Origin of the sequence: Neisseria sp. P0019.S003 (assembly GCF_051957115.1) — a bacterium.
Taxonomy (GTDB): Bacteria; Pseudomonadota; Gammaproteobacteria; order Burkholderiales; family Neisseriaceae; genus Neisseria; species Neisseria flavescens_D.
In genome coordinates this window covers 1-17,002 of sequence record NZ_JBQCWT010000005.1, presented here as the reverse complement: position 1 = coordinate 17,002, position 17,002 = coordinate 1, and the positions used below count along the sequence as shown (strand labels likewise).

Here is a 17,002-nt window from a genome sequence, read left to right as displayed (position 1 = left end):
CCGATATTGCGCTTATTCGTCGGATTTGTCGGCGCTACGGCGCGATACGCTGATACCGAGTTGTTTGAGTTTGCGGTAAAGGTGTGTACGCTCCAAACCGACCTTTTGCGCCACACGGCTCATATTTTGGCCTTCTTGGGCGATGTGGTACTCAAAGTAGCGGCGCTCGACTTCTTCCCTCAATTCGCGCAAAGGCATATTGAAATTGAAGCCGCCGATGATTTCTGTCGCCGTCGCGTTTTCCTTCTGACCCAAAGCCACGGCAACGGCCTGCTCGTCCACTTCTTTGCCGTCCGATTCCAACATGATGTTTTTCACCGTTTCGGCAAGCTGGTCGTAATTGCCCGGCCAATCGTATTGGCGCAAAACCACCAACGCGCTGTCGCTGAATTTTACCGGCTGGATTTTTTGACTTTCGGCCAAATCGGTCATGATGCGGTTGATTAAAAAGACAATGTCGTCTGGTTGGCCGCGCAAAGAAGGAACATTGATGCGCTCTTTCAACAGCTCCGCCAGTCGGCCGGCAACGACGTCATCGGCGCTCTCACCGCGTTTAAAGCCGCATGAAGCAATCACACGGACATTATAGCGGTCGGCTTTTTCCAGCAAGAAAGCAATGCCGTTTTGGATATTTTTGCTGTAACGGGCAATATCGCCGACATACAAAATGCCGCCTGATGCCTTTTGCAACAGCTCCATCGGCGTATCGACAATGTGTTCGACACGGTCGGTTGCCACCCAAGGCGTACCGCTTTTGTGCAGATAGCGGGCGACAATTTCAAACGGCGAACCTGCCTCACCGGCCAACAACAGCGGGCGGTTGTGTTTGGCGGCCGCTTCAATGCTGCCGTTCATTTCTTGAATGACGGGGCTGTTGCCCAGTTTGTCCAAAGTCATACCGGAGGCCGTCTGAACTTCGCCATGTTTCAAGGCGCGTTCTACCGCAGACAAGAGTTTTTGCAGGGCAATCGGTTTTTCCAGAAAATCGAGCGCGCCGATTTTGGTGGCTTCAACCGCGGTGTCAATGCTGGCATGGCCGCTCATCATCACCACAGGCATATTGAGTTGGCCGTTTTTCGCCCATTCTTTCAACAAAGTGATGCCGTCGCAATCGGGCATCCAAATGTCCAGCAATACCATGGCCGGACGCGTTTGATAACGCAATTGGCGCGCTTCTTCGGCATTTTCGGCCAAAGTAACGGTATAGCCTTCGTCTTGAAGGATTTCGGAGAGCAGGTCGCGGATGCCTACTTCATCATCTACAATCAAAATATCACTGCTTCGCATAAGTTTCTGCCATTTCCGGTAAAGCTATTTTGACACACGCGCCGCCGCTGTTCTGATTGCTCAGGCTGATGCGGCCGCCATGCTCCTCGATAATTTTTTTCACAACGGGCAAACCCAGTCCCGTTCCTGTCGGTTTGTCGGTAACGTACGGCTCAAAAGCATTGTGTAGCATTTCTTTGCTGAAACTTTTACCGTTGTTGCAGACGGTCAGGAAAACCTGTCCGCCTTCGCGCCCTGTTTCGACGTTTACTTGCGGAGCTTCGTCCGACTCTGCCGCTTCTGCGGCATTCTTAAATAGGTTATGCAACACTTGGCGCATCGCCGTCGTATCGGCAACAATCGGCAGAGGGTCCGTATTGAGCCGCGCATTAAATTTGCACGCGCCGGCCTCATATAATACCAATACGTCCGACACCAAACCGTTTAAATCTTGTTTTTCTAAATTCAGCGATGGCGCACGCGCATAATTGCGGAATGCTTCGACCATTTCTTTCAGCGCGGCAACCTGTTTGACGATGGTATCGGTTGAACGGCTGAGGATTTGGGCGTCTTGCTCGTCAAGTTTATCATGCAATTTCCATGCCAATCTCTCGGCGGAAAGCTGGATAGGCGTAAGCGGATTGCGGATTTCATGCGCCAAGCGTTTCGCCACTTCGCCCCATGCGGCCTCTTTTTGCGCGCGTATCAAGACGGTAATGTCATCAATCACCATTACCACGCCGTTATCGTTGTCTTCCGGCAGGATGGTGGCCTTACCCAACAAGATTCGGGCATCATCGGGCGCGGCATATTCGACTTGGACGGGTTTGTCGCTGTCGGCGGTTTCATTAATGGCGGCAAACACATCGGCCAACAGGGTTTGCTGCGGCGATTTGCCGTGCCATTGATGCCAGTTGCTGCCCCACAAAGACACCAGCGAAACGCCCAAAATCTGTTCGGCGGCCTTGTTAAAGGTTTTCAGACGGCCATCAGCATCCAAAGTAATCACGCCTGTGGTTAAACTTTCCAACACGCATTCCAAATAATGGCGAGCGGCTTCTTCGCGCAAACGGTTGCGCTCATCCGCCTCTTTGGCAATCGCCAATTGCTCGGTCATGTGGTTGAACAATTGGGTCAAACGGCCGAACTCGTCATTGCGGAATACCGGCCGGGTCTGGCTGAAGTCACCCTGAGCCACCGCCCGAGCGCCCTCTGCCAACGACAACACCGGTGCCACAAAACGACGGGCAAAATACAAAGCCATAACCAACGCCAAAAAGATAGCCAACAATGTCGCGACCAACAGCGTGGACAAGAAAAAGGTTTGCAGGCCTTTTTTGGTATAACTCAGCTCGGCATATTTGGCGCGGGCCGCTTCAATCAACGTCGCGTCTTGGGCAACATCTTTCGGAATCGGCTGCCGGAAAAATAGCACATAATCCTGATTTTTATGCGTACCGATCAGCATCCAACCCTGAGCATACAGCACGCCGCCGATGTTTTCCAAGCTGCGAACCGAACCGGTCTGCTCCAGCTGCTCCCATCCTTCTTTGTTAAGCTCGGGTTGATTTAGTTTCAGGGGATTGATGCTTTTCTCGGCTTTATGGGTGGTCGCGTTATAAAGCGCCAGCTGGGCAAAGTCGGCAGTAAGTGCGGATTGGGTCAGCGTTTGCCCCAAGTTGCCGTCCAGCGAAGCGGCGCTGATTAAGTCGATTTGCACTGGCGTGGCGTTGCTGACAGCATTGTCCACCGCCAAGTTCAGCGCGGATTTGCTCAAGTTTAAGCTGCGCTCTAGAGCCTCATGGGTATCGTTGCCAAACCAAGAATTAATCGTACCGTTAATAAACTGGGCGGAAATACCGAACAAAAACACGCCCGGCAATACGGCAACCAAGGTAAACATCCCCGACAGCCGACGCGCAATCTGCGAACCGAACACGCTTTTGCTGTTGTCGCGCATCAAAAGCACGACATAGCGTACCAACACCGCGGCCAACACCAGCAACAGCAAGCCGCACAAAGCGACAATCCACCAGAAGTAATCAGACAATACGTTGCTGCTGCCCGTTGCAACAGTCAGACCGTACAACAAAACAACGGCGAATACGGCGGCAATCAGAAGAAAGCGGCGCATGGTTTACTCCTGCTCGACCGACAAGGATTTCCAACCCGAATCCAAATGCCAGTTTTTAGACGTCAGGGCATTGATTTGGAACGGTTTGGGCAGCTTGGCAGTTGTCAGCAGCAGGCGGATTTCAGCCTTCGTGTCTTTGGCGGCCACATCACTCAGCGCGCCTTTGGACAAAACTTTCCAATTCGCGACCGCGCCCACTGCGCGCAAGGCAGTCTCAAGCGTGTCGTACTCGGTAGAAAACGTACCGACGGTAACGCGATAGCGGTTGGTCAGCGGATGGAAGGACAATTTGTATTGAATCGTGCTGTCGTTGTTGAGCAGCTGGTCGAACTTGAATTTATAAGACGACATAGACGGCGCTGACAGCTGCCAACTCAAATTGAAATGCAGGGGGACACCCTGTTTGAGTGCTTCTTTGAGCTGGTCGGGCAGGTCGGTGCGGAAACGGCTGCTGACGGAAAGCTGTCCGGCATGGGTCAGCTTTGCCTCGGCACGGGTCGCACTGATGCCCTCGCCCGCCGCATTCAACGACACGGCGAGCAAGAGCGGTACAATCAGCGTTTTACTGCTTTTTAATAAGCGCGTAATAAAAGCCATCTTGATGTTTGTTCGGTAAGAGCACATGCGACTCGATCAACTCGGCATCGGCATGGCGGTTAAGGAATTTTTGCAACTGACCGTCGTTTTCTTCGACGAAGACCGAGCAGGTAGCCAGCAACATCCTGCCGTTTTTCGTCAGGGTCTGCCACAGCGCGTCTAATAATGCTTCCTGTTGGCGTGCGGTTTTGACGGCATCGGTCGGTCGGCGCAGCCATTTTACGTCGGGATTACGCCGCGCCACACCCGAAGCGGTACACGGCACATCGGCCAAAACAGCGTCAAAGGTCTTGCCATCATACCACGCTGTCAAGTCCTGCGCATCGGCACAAGCCAAAGAGGCCTTTTGAAAGCCTAAACGGTCAAGATTGCTCTTCACCCTGTTCAGACGGCCCTCGTCTATATCCAAAGCGGTAACATGACAATCTGCCAGCTCCAAGATATGACCTGTCTTACCGCCCGGCGCCGCACAGGCATCGAGAATGCGTTCGCCGTCTTTCGGGTTCAACAAATAGGCAGCACGTTGCGCACCAAAATCCTGCACCGACACCAGGCCGTCTGAAAAACCGGGCAGGCGGCTTACCGGCACAGCTTCTTCCAACATCACGGCGTATTCGTCCAATGCCCTGGCCGGAATACCTTCCGCTGCCAATTTTTCCAAATAGCTTTCGGCATTGCCGTGTCGGCGGTTGACGCGCAAAGTCATCGGCGGATGCGATTGCAGCGCGGTGGTGATGTTGTGCCAATGTTTCGGATAATGGTTTCTCAAGTAAGCCACCCACCACAGCGGCAAATTGTGTTTCGCAACATCGTCTTTTTTGCAGGAAGCCGCGAGCTTGTCGCGTTCACGCAAAAAGCGGCGCAAAATCGCATTGGCAAACGATCGGAACTGGCCGCGGCCGATTTTGGCAATGCTTTCCACCGCTTCATTGACCACGGCATGAGGGGCATTACGCGTGTAATGCAGTTGGTACATTGCCGCCAAAAGCAGGCTTTCAAGCTGAGGATTGTCAATCGGCTTTTTCAGCATTTGACCAAGCATGTGCTTCAAACTGCCCAAATAACGCTGGCAACCGTATGCAATATCCTGCAACGCGCCGTTTTCCTGCGCCGTCAACTGCGGATGCGCCGCACGGATTTCCGCCAAGACATCCTGAAGATTGCGCCCTTCGGCAACCGCGGCAACGCTGTCGGCGGCCAGTTTTTGGGCGAGGGACATACTCATATTTTTGCTTTCTGATTTATATTTGATTTCAAGTGTTCGGCGGATTTCAGACGGCCTGTTCGGCAGCCAGCAATGCCCGATAATATTCGGCATCTGTTTTGGAAAAACAGCAAAAGATGATTTTTTCCACTGCCAGACATTGCGGCAGGGTTTGCTTCAAACTCTCCAAAGCGATACGCGCGGCGGCTTCGGCCGGGAAGCGGTACACACCGGTGCTGATGCACGGAAAGGCGATGCTGTGAAGATCGTGTTTCTGGGCAAGCAGCAAAGAATTGGCATAGGATTGTGCCAATTTGGCCTCTTCATTTTGTTTTCCGCCAAACCATACCGGCCCGACCGTATGAATGACAAAACGCGCAGGCAAACGGTAGCCTTTGGTTATTTTGGCTTCGCCTGTCCGGCAACCGCCCAAAGTGCGGCACTCGTCCAGCAGCTCTTTGCCCGCAGCGCGGTGTATCGCACCGTCCACGCCGCCACCGCCCAGCAGCGATGAATTGGCAGCATTGACAATCGCATCGACTGCCAATCGGGTAATATCACTCTCGACCACTTCAAAAACAGCCATTGTTTTCTTTCCTCTGTGTTGGTTTCCAGCCTGTTACAAAACCGTTCCGACTTCAATCGTCCGGCCTGCCGCAAATGCCTGTATGCTCATGCGTTTGCTGCCGGAAGGCTGCAATTCGGTAATGTTCAGCGCATTTTCACCGCACGCCACCAGCAGGCCGTCTGAAGTGCAGGACAATACTTCGCCTGCCTTACCCTGTTTGGCCACGACTTCGGCACGCCAGATTTTCATCGGTTTACCTTGATACTCGACCCACGCGGCAGGTACGGGGTTAAAGGCGCGGATTTTGCGTTCGATAATGTCCGCGGACTCGTTCCAATTGATACGCGCTTCTTCTTTGCTCAATTTCTGGGCGTAGGTAACGCCTTCTTCAGGCTGTTTAACCGCGTTCAGACGGCCTTCTGCCTGCAGACGCTGCAAGTCGGCAACAATCGCTTCCGCACCCAAATGCATCAGCGCGTCATGCACTTCGTTAGCGGTATCCGTAGGTTGGATGGCATAGCAGTGTTCGCTGACCACATCGCCGGTGTCCAAGCCGATGTCCATCTGCATGATGCACACGCCGGTTTCTGCGTCGCCGGCTTCAATCGCACGTTGAATCGGTGCCGCGCCGCGCCAACGGGGCAGCAGCGAAGCGTGGATATTGAGGCAGCCGTGTTTGGGCGTATCCAACACTTCCTGCGGCAAAATCAAGCCATACGCGGCCACCACCATCACATCCGCGCCCGTATCTTTGAGCATTTGCAGGGCTTCGGCGTTATTGCGCAACTTTTCCGGCTGCGCCACAGTCAAACCCAATTCCAAGGCAGCCTGTTTGACCGGCGATGCGGTCAACTGCATGCCGCGGCCTTTGGGGCGGTCGGGCTGGGTCAGCACCAGCGGAATTTCAAAACCTGCGGCGGCGATGGCTTTCAAGGCGGCGGCGGCAAAATCGGGCGTACCGGCAAAGATGACTTTCATGTTGTGTCCTTGTGGAAATGGTTTGAATGGGCGCGTTGGGCAAACTGTTTCAGCTGAAAAGGCCGTCTGAAAGATTGAAAACCGAAGTCTGCCTTCTGTTTTGTCTTTTCAGACGGCCTTTAAGCGATGCTTAGGTCAGATGGTGTGTTTCTGACGTTTTTTCAGTTTGGTTTTGATGCGGCCTTGTTTCAGCTGCGACAGGTGTTCGACAAACACGATGCCCATCAGGTGGTCCAATTCGTGCTGAACGCAGATTGCCAGCAAGCCGTCTGCTTCCAGCGTGAATTTCTCGCCTTTTTCGTTCAAGGCTTCGACTTTGACGCGCTCGGCGCGAGTAACGGTGTCGTAAATGCCCGGCACAGACAGGCAGCCTTCTTCGTAAGTAGTTTCGCCGTCTTTTTCAACAATGACGGGGTTGATGAACACGCGCGGCTCGCTGCGGTCTTCAGTCAAATCCATCACGACGATACGCTCGTGTACGTCGACCTGAGTGGCCGCCAAGCCGATACCGCGTGCTTCGTACATGGTTTCAAACATATCGGCAACCAATGTCTGGATGCGCTCGTCGATTTTTTCAACAGGTTTGGCAACCGTGTGCAAACGCTCATCGGGGTATTGGAGGATGTTCAGTAAAGCCATAATATTCTCGTTTTATAAAACTGATGTGTGATTTTCATACAGATTTGGTTTCCGCCGCCACAATCTCCTGTCATGACAGCAACATTCAATGCTAAAATAACGCCGAAAAATGTTAAGATAGCGCGACGGAGGCCGTTCGTTATCGTATTGATGAATGGGCGGCAGTTTCGCAAACTCCAGCCTTCTCTGTTTATCATCTGAAGACAAACCGAATCGATTTCAAGGGGAACGGTTATGCAACAACGTATTATAACCCTGCTTTGCATAGCAGGCATGGCTATTTCTGCCCACACTCAGGCAGCTTCTTTAAAAATCCGCCCCAATGCGCCGCAACGCTATGTCGTTAAAAACGGCGATACCTTGTGGGGTATTTCCGGCAAATATCTGTACAGCCCATGGCAATGGAACCGCCTTTGGGGCGCCAACCGCAACGCCATCCGCAATCCGCACCTGATCTATCCGGGTCAGGTGTTGGTTTTACGCTACGTCAACGGCCAGCCGCGACTGGGTTTTGAACACGCTCAAACCCGTTCAGACGGCATTCCCGTGATCAAACTGCATCCGCGCGTACGCGAAACTTCCGGCTACGGCATTCCGACCGTCAACGTCAACCTCTACCGCATGTTCATGAAACATCCGCAGATTATCGCCCCGGAAGAAACCGCCAACGCGCCGCGCCTGATTGCCGGTCCCGACAACCGCGTCCTCTACACCCAAGGCAACCGCGTGTACGCATACGGCCTGACCGAACCCGGCCGCTACCTGACCTACCGCGTCAATAAAAACATCACTGATCCGGAAACCGGCAAATTCCTCGGTCAAGAAGTCGTGTTCAGCGGCATCGCCAACACGCTACCTTACACCGACTCCGCCTTGGAAAACCGCACCCGCGCTTCTGACGAAAAACTCAAAAGCAACGAGTATTACACCCAAGTCAACAAAGCCATGAAGCTGCGCACCCAATCCGCACAACCTTTGGTTATTGAAGAAGCCGTTTCCGAAATCCGCAAAGACGACTATCTGCTGAAACTGCCCGAAGGCCTTGAGAGCTTCAATGTGATGCCTCACGCCCCTGCCCGTCCGATTCAGGCCAAAGTCGTTTCCATCTTCGACGGCGTGGGCGAAGCCGGCCAGTTCCAAACCATTACGTTGGATAAAGGCGAACTCGACGGTTTGGACAAAGGCACGGTGGTCAGCCTCTACAAACGCGGCCGCCAAGTCCGTGTCAATCTGTCCAACAATCTGATTCGCAAGCCGAAAGACAAAGATACGGTTGAATTGGTTTCCATTCCGGCGGAAGAAATCGGTTTGGCAATGGTGTACCGCACATCCGACCATCTGGCCTCAGCCATTATTTTGGAAAGCCTGAACAGCGTTTCCATCGGCGATACCGCCTCCGAACCCGGCCGAGATTTGGACAATATGGCTGATGAAAAAACCATGGACAAACCTGCTGAAGACGAACAGGAAAGAGAAATCGAACTGGAAGTCCGCAACTAATTGAGCTTTTTTAGCAGCCATCCGGCAATCAAAAGGCCGTCTAAAAACCTGTTTTTCAGACGGCCTTTTGATTGCCTATCAGAATAAAGAAATCTGTAACATATTGTTTAAAGCGCAAACAACATCTCATTTCTCCAGCTATTTATCGGCTGTCCCCCTTTTCTATTGTTTTCCCGTTCTGCCATTCAAATCAGAAATATGAAAAGCACGGCACGCCATTTATTGCCTGTTGATTGCTCCATCCGTTCCTTCCAATCAAAAAGGCCGTCTGAAATCTTCAGACGGCCTTTTTATCCACAACTCAAATCCGATTATTTGAATTTGTAAGTGTATTGCAAGCCCAAGATGTCCGCTTTGTTTTTGAAGCGGGCAGAGGATGTACCACGGCTGTCCACGTCGTTGCCGCTGGCTTTGTCGGTGCGGTAAACCGTGTCATTGATGTGGATATGGCTGTACGCCGCATCGATAACATGGTTTTTGCCCAGTTGATATTTGGCACCGACGGAGAACCAGATACGGTTACCGTCAGGCAGGCTGTTCATGCGGTCTTCGGCGCTTTTAACCGGCGATTTGTCGAAAGCGATACCGGCACGCAGTTGCAATGGTTCGGTAACTTGGTAAGAGCCGCCGAATGCAACTTTATAAGTGTTGCGCCAGTTAGGCGTAATGACGGTACGGTCGGATTGGCCGTTGACAACTTTTTTGGTGTTTTCAAACACCAGCTCGGCTTTGTTGAAGCGGCTGTGGCGTGTCCAAGTCACATCGCCGAACAGGTTGGTTTTGTCGGTGGCGCGGTACATACCGTGAACAGACAAAGACTCAGGCGTGACGATTTTTACGCTGGCTTTTTCGTTCGGCACATAACCGCGTGCAGCCATTGCACCCAAATCCCAAGCGCGTTTTGCATATGCGCCGTCCGCTTCCCAATCGGCAGTGCCTTTCAGCGTATGCGATACTTTGGAACGATAGTTCACACCCACGCGTGCGCGGTCGTTGATGTCCCACATCCACGCCAGTTGGTAGCCAAAGCCCCAATCGTGGCCTTTTACATCGGCATGACCGTCAGCTTTGCCAGTCGCATCGACAGCAACGGGACGGCCTGCTTGACGGGAAGCCAAGCCGCTGGCCAACTGGCTGATGGCGCCGGAAGCGTCCCAGTCGGAGTATTTGCGCAATTCGGCTTTGGAATATTGGGCAATCAAACCAGCACCGACGGCGTGTTGCTCATTCAGTTTCCACGCGACTACCGGCTCGATGGCGATGGTGGTCAAACCCAGTTTGTTGATGTTGTGGCGCAAGACGGAATCTTTTTCGTATTCGGTTGCGGAACCGAAAGGAACGTACACGCCCAAACCCAAAGTCACATCGTCGCTGGCTTTGTACGCACCATAGACGTGCGGAGCAACGGTAGTTTCGGTAATTTTGCCGCTGGTCGAGCCGCTGACATCGGCACCCGTGCGGAAGTGTTTCGCAGATTCTGCCTCATAATGAATGCTTGGGAAAACGATATTGGCGTTGACGGAAATTTGGCTGCTGTCGATTTTGCTCAAACCGGCCGGATTGTAGAAAATAGTTGAGGCATCGGCGGCTTCGGCGGCAGCGGCGTTGGCCGTGCCTTGTGCGTTAACGGATTGTGTGCCGAAGTGGTAGCCGGAGGCTTGGACGGCGGTAGATAACAGTACTGCGCTTAAAATAAATGCTGTTTTTTTCAGATTGAAATGAATCATTTTGGTTTACCGTGAAAGTAGCGGACAAAGAAAAAGGCCGTCTGAAACGTCCTTTATTGATTTAGTATAGGCACTCAATTCTATACTACATCATTATTTTTGCCTAATCTTTTCTTTTTTTACACAAAAAAAGCAGGCTGAAACAGCCTGCTTTTCCAATCATTGGATCACTGCAATTATTTGACCTGCAACACTTCCAGCGTATTGGTCGAACCGGATTCGCGCATTTGCGAACCGCTGGTGATGATGTATTGGTCGCCGCTTTGGAGGATTTTGTGTTCTACCAGCATGGCTTCCACTTCGTTCAGCGCGGTATCGTGATCGGTACTGGTTGCCAAAATCAACGGACGTACACCGCGGTACATCGCCATGCGGCGTTGCGCTGAAACACTCGGCGTCAGGGCAAAAATCGGCAGGGTGATGTTGTGGCGGCTGACTTCGAAGGCGGTCGAACCGCTTTCAGTCAGGGCAACGATGGCTTTGGCGTGAACTGCTCGCGCCACGCTGACCGCACCGCCGGCAATCGCCAAGTTGGTGCTGACGGCTTCGGGATACTCGACCTGTTCGGCAACGCCGTTGAGCGAATCTTGTTCTTTTTCCGCAGCCGCACAAATAATCGCCATTTGGCTGACGGTTTCAAACGGATACGCGCCGACGGCGGTTTCGGCGGAACACATCACCGCATCGGTACCGTCCAATACTGCGTTGGCCACGTCGCTGACTTCCGCGCGAGTCGGTACAGGGTTGGTAATCATGGATTCCATCATTTGAGTTGCGGTAATGCTGAAGCGGCGCAACTCACGGGCGCGGCGGATCATGCGTTTTTGCAGGGCAGGTACGGCGGCATGGCCGACTTCCACTGCCAAGTCGCCGCGGGCAACCATAATACCGTCGCTGGCAAGGATGATTTCGTCCAGGTTTTCAATGGCTTCTACGCGCTCGATTTTGGAAACCAAACCGGGGCGTACGGCCGTACTGCCTTTCATTTCTTCTTCGACTTTGGCGCGTGCGATGTGCAAATCTTCAGCAGATTTCACAAAGCTGATGGCCAAGTAGTCGCAACCGATGGCAATCGCCGTTTTCAGGTCACGAAAGTCTTTTTCAGTCAACGCACCGGCAGACAGGCCGCCGCCGCGTTTATTGATACCTTTGTTACTTTTCAGCACATGGCTGTTTTCTACCCTTGTAATAATCTTACTTCCTTCGACCGCTTCAACGGTCAACGTTAACAGGCCGTCGTCCAGCCACAAAACATCGCCGGCAGCGACGTCATTGGGCAAATCACGGTAGTCCAAACCCACTGCTTCACGGGTGCCTTCGCCGTCAAGCGCGGCATCCAAAATCAAGGTTTCACCCTTATTTAGCTCGATGCTGCCGCCGGCAATTTTGCCCACGCGGATTTTAGGCCCTTGCAAGTCGGCAAGAATGGCGATTTCCTGACCCGCACGTTTTGCGGCTTCGCGTACGATACGGGCATTTTCTTCATGAAACTCCGGCGTACCGTGGCTGAAATTGAAACGGACGACATTAAGGCCGCCGACACGGATCATGTCTTCCAACAATTGTACATTGTTGCTGCCCGGACCCAGTGTGGCAACAATTTTGGTATTGTGGCTGATACGGGTTAAATCACGTTGCAATTGGCTCATGTAAACGTCCTTTCCTATTGATTTCACGTTTGATAATGAAGAGGATTGTACTCTTAATGCAATAATGTTGGCGTAAAATTACATTATTTTCTGACTTAAACTAAATTTATTTTTGCATTAACCTACTTTCCTATCGGATACAATATACCCTCACGTCGTCATGTTTAATTTTTCAGACGGCCTCACTCATACGAATAATACTGAAATATCCGACCGATCCATGAAACGTTTTTTGACTCCGCTACCCATAGGCATCGTTTTGGCTGACCTGATCTACGGTTTCGTACTTAATGTCATGCAAGGCTTAAATTTGCAACAAACCGCCGCCAACCAGTCCGGTACAATTTCCGTTACGCCCGACATTGCCTTCAACAGCCTGCAAATCGTCGCCAACGGCGGCATGGTCTGCATTATCGGCTTCGGTTTGATTGTCTTGTTCCAACTCAACCGCGCCGTATTACGCCGACAAATCCTGCCCATCGGTATTTTCCGAACCCTCGGCCTGTTGGCTGTTTTGGCATTCAGCATTTCGTCTTTATGGGAATGGTTGCATGCCGCTTTGTCGCTACTTTCTGGGCACAACGTTTTAAACTTCAGCAACCCACGTTATCTGGTTACCGCAACCTGCATGCCCATCATCGCTTTCTTGTGCATCCTGCGCCTGTACAATTGGTATCGCCTGCATCGGACTGTTGCCGCTGACGACACCTCCACGACCCTCTAATCAAGTTACAAAAAGGCCGTCTGAAACAGGAAAACCTATTTCAGACGGCCTTGTCATTGTATATCTCAACGTTGATGGCTGGTTTCTACACCGGCCTTAATCTCACCATACATTTGCGAGCTGCCTCCGCTGCCCGATGCGCAGGCCGCCAAGCTCAGTGTCAAAACAACCGCAGTCAAAATCTTCAACATTGGATTCCCTCTTTCTACAAAAATTATTTCGGATCGCAACGGAAATGGTAAGCGCAAATTTCAAATCCGTTTTTGAAGTAGAGACGATGCGCACCTGCACGGTCATGGTTAACATGGACATTCAGATGGATTTTGGTCGCGCCAGTTTCCGCACCGATTTTGCGTACTTCTTCCAACAAACGAGAAGCATAGCCTTTTTGGCGGCATTGCGGCATGGTTACGAGATCATCAATATGGATATGGTAACCGCTGGCCAAGTTATGTGCAGTATGGAAACCGCATACGGCCACGGCATTTTGTTTGCCTTCTTCAAAAATACCCAACAGGCGGTAGCCGGTTTTGCGCTGGTGCTCGTTGATTTGTTCGACGAAACGGTGAATATCAGTCAAAGAAGAACGCAAAATGCTCAGTGCCGCAAAAGCAGTCGCGGTTTCTTCCGGCGGAATTTCACGCAATACGCCGACCACAGGAGCGGCAGCTTGAGGCTCAGGCTGCGCATTGGCCGCCTCCGCACGCTCGGCGGCATGTTTTTCTTCAATCACCTGCGCCAACAAAACGCGCTCAACCGGCACTTCGCCCTGCTGTTTGCTCTCTTGCTCTTTAAGCAAGGCTTTGCAGTCAATCACGCGCAAATCATTATCCGCCGCAAAGTCCATCAAGAAACGGAACATTTGCGGATTGTCTTCTTCCAGTTTTTTATCGACTGCCACACAACGGACATTGTCCACCAAAATCGGACGCACCCAATTCGAATAGGAAAGGCGGTTGTCTTTAGTAAAGGAAGACAAAATACCGCACAGGCGCTCCGCCCAGTCGCTTGGTCGGAAAATCTTGCCTTTGCTGGTCGTACCATGGATCACAACTTCATAAGGATTACACACTAACATAAGCAGCTTCCTGAGAGTAAATGGCTGAAGGAATATTTCGCCAGTGCCAACATCAGAAAAAGTTCCGATACATAGCAACAGATTATTGAAAAAATATCAGTAAGGTTTTGAAATACGACAATGATGAGACGGCTTGCCGATCCTGACAATCCGTTTCGAATTCTTTGATTATTATACCCGATACGCCTCTTTTTCTTCAAAAATCATTTGAAAAATAACAACAGGCCGTCTGAAAACAAGTATTTCGGTTTCAGACGGCCTGCATATTTTGAATATCAATACAACAATTTCTTGCGGGGCTTTTGCTCGCCATTGGATTTAATTTCTGACAAATTGAAATTCAATATGCTCAAATCCAAGACGCTTTCAGAAGTGCATTGATCGCCAAAGGCATTTTCATAAGTGGCCTTCAGTTTCAACACGCCGCCAAATGTCTGGTCCGGCAATTCGGCAGCCAGCGCAAACATGCTTGCAAACACGCCGCCATACAATTCGCCCGATGCCAGCATATCCACGCCTCCTGAAAACATCTCCAAGCGCATAACTGCATCGGCAACCAGCTTGCTCGGCAAGTGATCCGGCAAAGCCTCAGCCTCAAAGCGCACATTCTTCGCCAAGCCCTTACCGCTATTGCGGACAACCAAAACCAATAAATCCGTTTGCCCGTCAGAACGCTGCAACGTCGCATGCAAAACCGGATGAATGCTCTCTTTTTGAATCAGCTGCTCACGGTGCAACATCTTGCTTTTAGCTTTGGATCGCGCAGATACGACGGCCCAAATCAACCAAACAAATGCAACGGCAGAAATGGCTGTAACCAAAAGGGGAAGATTGGTCAAATAGGCTTGCTGATTAAACCAAACTTGTGCGGCTAAAAATCCGGCAAAGAAAATCAAGACGTATAAAATTGGGGCAAACCGGCTTTGTATGGATGAGTGCATGAGTTTTCCTACATTTCGTATCATGTTATTAAAAAATAATGCCTTTCGGGCGAATAATGTCATCAACCCGGAAGGCATTATTTTAACGTAATTTTAACGCAATTTGCTTAATATCTTGCTTTTTATGAAACTAATGTATCAAGCAGACAACTCAAACCGTATAGCCGTATTTTCAGACGGCCTGAGATTTTTATCAGGCTTCGGCAACCGAATCACGCGAGAAGGTTTTTTCGCAATAATGGCATTTCAAACGCGTCTGACCATTATGTGAACGGACATAAAAACGGCTGATGACCGGCTCTCCATGACTGGCACAATTGGTATTCGGGCAGCGGAATACTTCCGAAATTTCGTCCGGCAATGACAAATGCTGTTTGTCGATCACTTTAAACTGATCAATTTTGTTTACCACTGCTTCAGGAGCAAATAAAGCCAAACGGTTGGCCGCATTGGCATCCAACCATACGCCGCTGACTTTGATAATGTCTTTGCTTCCCTGCGTTTTGCTGGGCAAATTAAAGCCGACCGTAACCGCACTGCCATAATGCAGCAACTTAAACTGCCTCAAAATGGCCAAGCCTTTACCGGCAGGAATATGGTCAATCACCGTACCTTGTTCAATCGCTTCAACGCTGAGTTTTGAGTTTTCCATCTTTCGCTCCTTAAACTTCTTCGTTCAATACCAAAGACAAAATCGCCATCCGTGCATACGCGCCGTTGGTTGCCTGTTCAAAATAATAGGCATGAGGTGTTTTATCCACATCCGGATGAATTTCATCTACCCTCGGTAAAGGATGCAAGACGCGCAAATTGGGTTTGGCGTTTGCCAACATTGACGCATCAAGATTGAATTTACCCTGGATTTTGGCAAATTCCTGCTCATCAAAACGTTCGCGCTGAACGCGGGTCATGTACAAAATATCCGCCCATTCGACCGCTTCTTCCAAACTGGACAAAACTTGGTAAGGGCAACCGGCCTCCTCCAGCTCTTCAGTAATATAGTCCGGCATCGCCAAGCTGGGAGGGGATACAAATGCAAACTCACAACCCCAACGCTTCAATGCCTGACACAATGAGTGTACCGTACGGCCATATTTCAAATCACCGGCCATCGCAATCTTCAAATTGCTCAAACTGCCCTGCGTTTCATAAATCGTTACCAAATCCAAAAGTGTCTGGCTCGGATGTTGGTTGGTACCATCACCGGCATTAATCACAGGTACGCTCGAAAATTCAGCCGCTACACGGGACGCACCGTCTTTCGGGTGTCGCTGAATAATCGCATCCGTATAGCTGGAAATAATCCTCGCAGTATCCGCAAGCGTTTCACCCTTTTTCGCACTGGTATTCGCGCCATCGGAAAAACCGATAACTTTCCCACCCAAACGCTGTACCGCCGTTTCAAAAGACAAACGCGTACGGGTGGACGGTTCAAAAAAGCACGAACCAATCAACTTACCTTCAAGCAAATCTTCACGAGGCTGCTTTTTCAACTTCAAGGCCGTCTGAAGCAGCAATTCGAGCTGCTCCGTCGTCAAATCTGAAATTGAAATAATATGTTGCCGATAAAGCGGATTAGGCATGACCATTCCTTCCCATAAAAAATCCCGCAACAGGCGGGCGTTTCAAGCAAACCGATTCCATCGTTGTCCGGCATGATTCCCACCGGACAGTCTCAACCATGTTTCTACCACACCCATGAAATCCCCCACATTATCTCATATTTAACAGACGGCCGCTTCCTTCAAGTTTTCAGACGGCCTATACCTTTGCAAAATAACCCTCGGTACTCAACAGCTGAGATCCAAGCACAGGGATTCGGCTGTTTTCAGTTATTACCCACTGAAATCCCCCACTGATCCAAACTCTCATTGCCACTGCCCATACAAAGCCGCCCGTCAGCCCGAACCGGCAAACGGTTCGGCCTCGGGGCGGCATATACGGCACAAACGTCCGTCAGACTTATTTTTTCACGGCAGGCTGGGCGGCCTTAGGCG

Annotated in this window: 16 protein-coding genes; 2 read left to right on the top strand and 14 right to left on the bottom strand. The window is 51.1% G+C overall.

What is annotated here, in order from left to right; all coding sequences use genetic code 11:
- Positions 1-12 precede the first annotated feature (12 nt).
- From ACTHTS_RS08405 to def, 7 genes are all read right to left on the bottom strand, one after another.
- Complete coding sequence (locus tag ACTHTS_RS08405) at positions 13-1,287, bottom strand: sigma-54-dependent transcriptional regulator (RefSeq protein WP_440369786.1); 1,275 nt, start codon at positions 1,285-1,287, stop codon at positions 13-15.
- Positions 1,274-3,400, bottom strand: coding sequence for an ATP-binding protein (locus ACTHTS_RS08400; RefSeq protein ID WP_440369785.1), 2,127 nt, complete (start codon positions 3,398-3,400; stop codon positions 1,274-1,276). Before ACTHTS_RS08400 ends, ACTHTS_RS08405 begins: the two co-directional genes overlap by 14 nt.
- 3 nt (positions 3,401-3,403) lie before the next feature.
- A complete protein-coding gene (locus ACTHTS_RS08395) occupies positions 3,404-3,997 on the bottom strand; it encodes a DUF4390 domain-containing protein (protein ID WP_300480998.1) in 594 nt (197 codons plus the stop codon).
- Positions 3,963-5,222 carry a 16S rRNA (cytosine(967)-C(5))-methyltransferase RsmB gene (gene rsmB, locus ACTHTS_RS08390; protein WP_440369784.1) on the bottom strand — a complete coding sequence of 420 codons (1,260 nt, stop codon included), beginning with the start codon at positions 5,220-5,222 and terminating at the stop codon, positions 3,963-3,965. The genes ACTHTS_RS08395 and rsmB overlap by 35 nt, the downstream gene beginning before the upstream one ends.
- Before the next feature lie 46 nt (positions 5,223-5,268).
- Positions 5,269-5,787 (bottom strand): O-acetyl-ADP-ribose deacetylase, encoded by a 519-nt coding sequence (locus ACTHTS_RS08385; protein ID WP_440369783.1) that lies wholly within the window; start codon positions 5,785-5,787, stop codon positions 5,269-5,271.
- A gap of 33 nt (positions 5,788-5,820) precedes the next feature.
- Complete coding sequence (gene fmt / locus ACTHTS_RS08380) at positions 5,821-6,747, bottom strand: methionyl-tRNA formyltransferase (RefSeq protein WP_440369782.1); 927 nt, start codon at positions 6,745-6,747, stop codon at positions 5,821-5,823.
- A 135-nt stretch (positions 6,748-6,882) separates the two neighbouring features.
- Positions 6,883-7,386, bottom strand: coding sequence for a peptide deformylase (def, locus tag ACTHTS_RS08375; RefSeq protein ID WP_003678675.1), 504 nt, complete (start codon positions 7,384-7,386; stop codon positions 6,883-6,885).
- Between the two features lie 234 nt (positions 7,387-7,620).
- Here def and ACTHTS_RS08370 point away from each other — a divergent pair, with 234 nt between their 5' ends.
- Positions 7,621-8,886, top strand: a complete 1,266-nt coding sequence (locus ACTHTS_RS08370; RefSeq protein ID WP_440369781.1) for a LysM peptidoglycan-binding domain-containing protein — start codon at positions 7,621-7,623, stop codon at positions 8,884-8,886.
- Between the two features lie 311 nt (positions 8,887-9,197).
- Here the strand turns inward: ACTHTS_RS08370 and ACTHTS_RS08365 are convergent, their stop codons facing one another.
- Entirely contained in the window at positions 9,198-10,613 is a 1,416-nt protein-coding gene (locus tag ACTHTS_RS08365; RefSeq protein ID WP_440369780.1) for an OmpP1/FadL family transporter, read from the bottom strand.
- Positions 10,614-10,789: 176 nt separating this feature from the next.
- Positions 10,790-12,262: a pyruvate kinase gene (gene pyk / locus ACTHTS_RS08360; protein WP_440369779.1), complete on the bottom strand. Its 1,473-nt coding sequence runs from the start codon at positions 12,260-12,262 to the stop codon at positions 10,790-10,792.
- Between the two features lie 220 nt (positions 12,263-12,482).
- Here pyk and ACTHTS_RS08355 point away from each other — a divergent pair, with 220 nt between their 5' ends.
- A complete protein-coding gene (locus tag ACTHTS_RS08355) occupies positions 12,483-12,986 on the top strand; it encodes a hypothetical protein (protein ID WP_440369778.1) in 504 nt (167 codons plus the stop codon).
- Positions 12,987-13,051: 65 nt separating this feature from the next.
- On the opposite strand, the gene ACTHTS_RS08350 is transcribed toward ACTHTS_RS08355, so the two are convergent.
- The 5 genes from ACTHTS_RS08350 to pyrB form a co-directional block, all read right to left on the bottom strand.
- Positions 13,052-13,177, bottom strand: a complete 126-nt coding sequence (locus tag ACTHTS_RS08350; RefSeq protein WP_263339083.1) for a hypothetical protein — start codon at positions 13,175-13,177, stop codon at positions 13,052-13,054.
- Between the two features lie 23 nt (positions 13,178-13,200).
- Complete coding sequence (locus tag ACTHTS_RS08345; protein WP_440369777.1) at positions 13,201-14,064, bottom strand: GNAT family N-acetyltransferase; 864 nt, start codon at positions 14,062-14,064, stop codon at positions 13,201-13,203.
- A gap of 275 nt (positions 14,065-14,339) precedes the next feature.
- Positions 14,340-15,005: a hypothetical protein gene (locus tag ACTHTS_RS08340; RefSeq protein ID WP_107858146.1), complete on the bottom strand. Its 666-nt coding sequence runs from the start codon at positions 15,003-15,005 to the stop codon at positions 14,340-14,342.
- 193 nt (positions 15,006-15,198) lie between these two features.
- A complete protein-coding gene (pyrI, locus tag ACTHTS_RS08335) occupies positions 15,199-15,657 on the bottom strand; it encodes an aspartate carbamoyltransferase regulatory subunit (protein ID WP_003684689.1) in 459 nt (152 codons plus the stop codon).
- Positions 15,658-15,667: 10 nt separating this feature from the next.
- On the bottom strand, positions 15,668-16,588 hold the full coding sequence (pyrB, locus tag ACTHTS_RS08330; RefSeq protein WP_440369776.1) for an aspartate carbamoyltransferase: 921 nt from the start codon (positions 16,586-16,588) through the stop codon (positions 15,668-15,670).
- Positions 16,589-17,002: the final 414 nt, after the last annotated feature.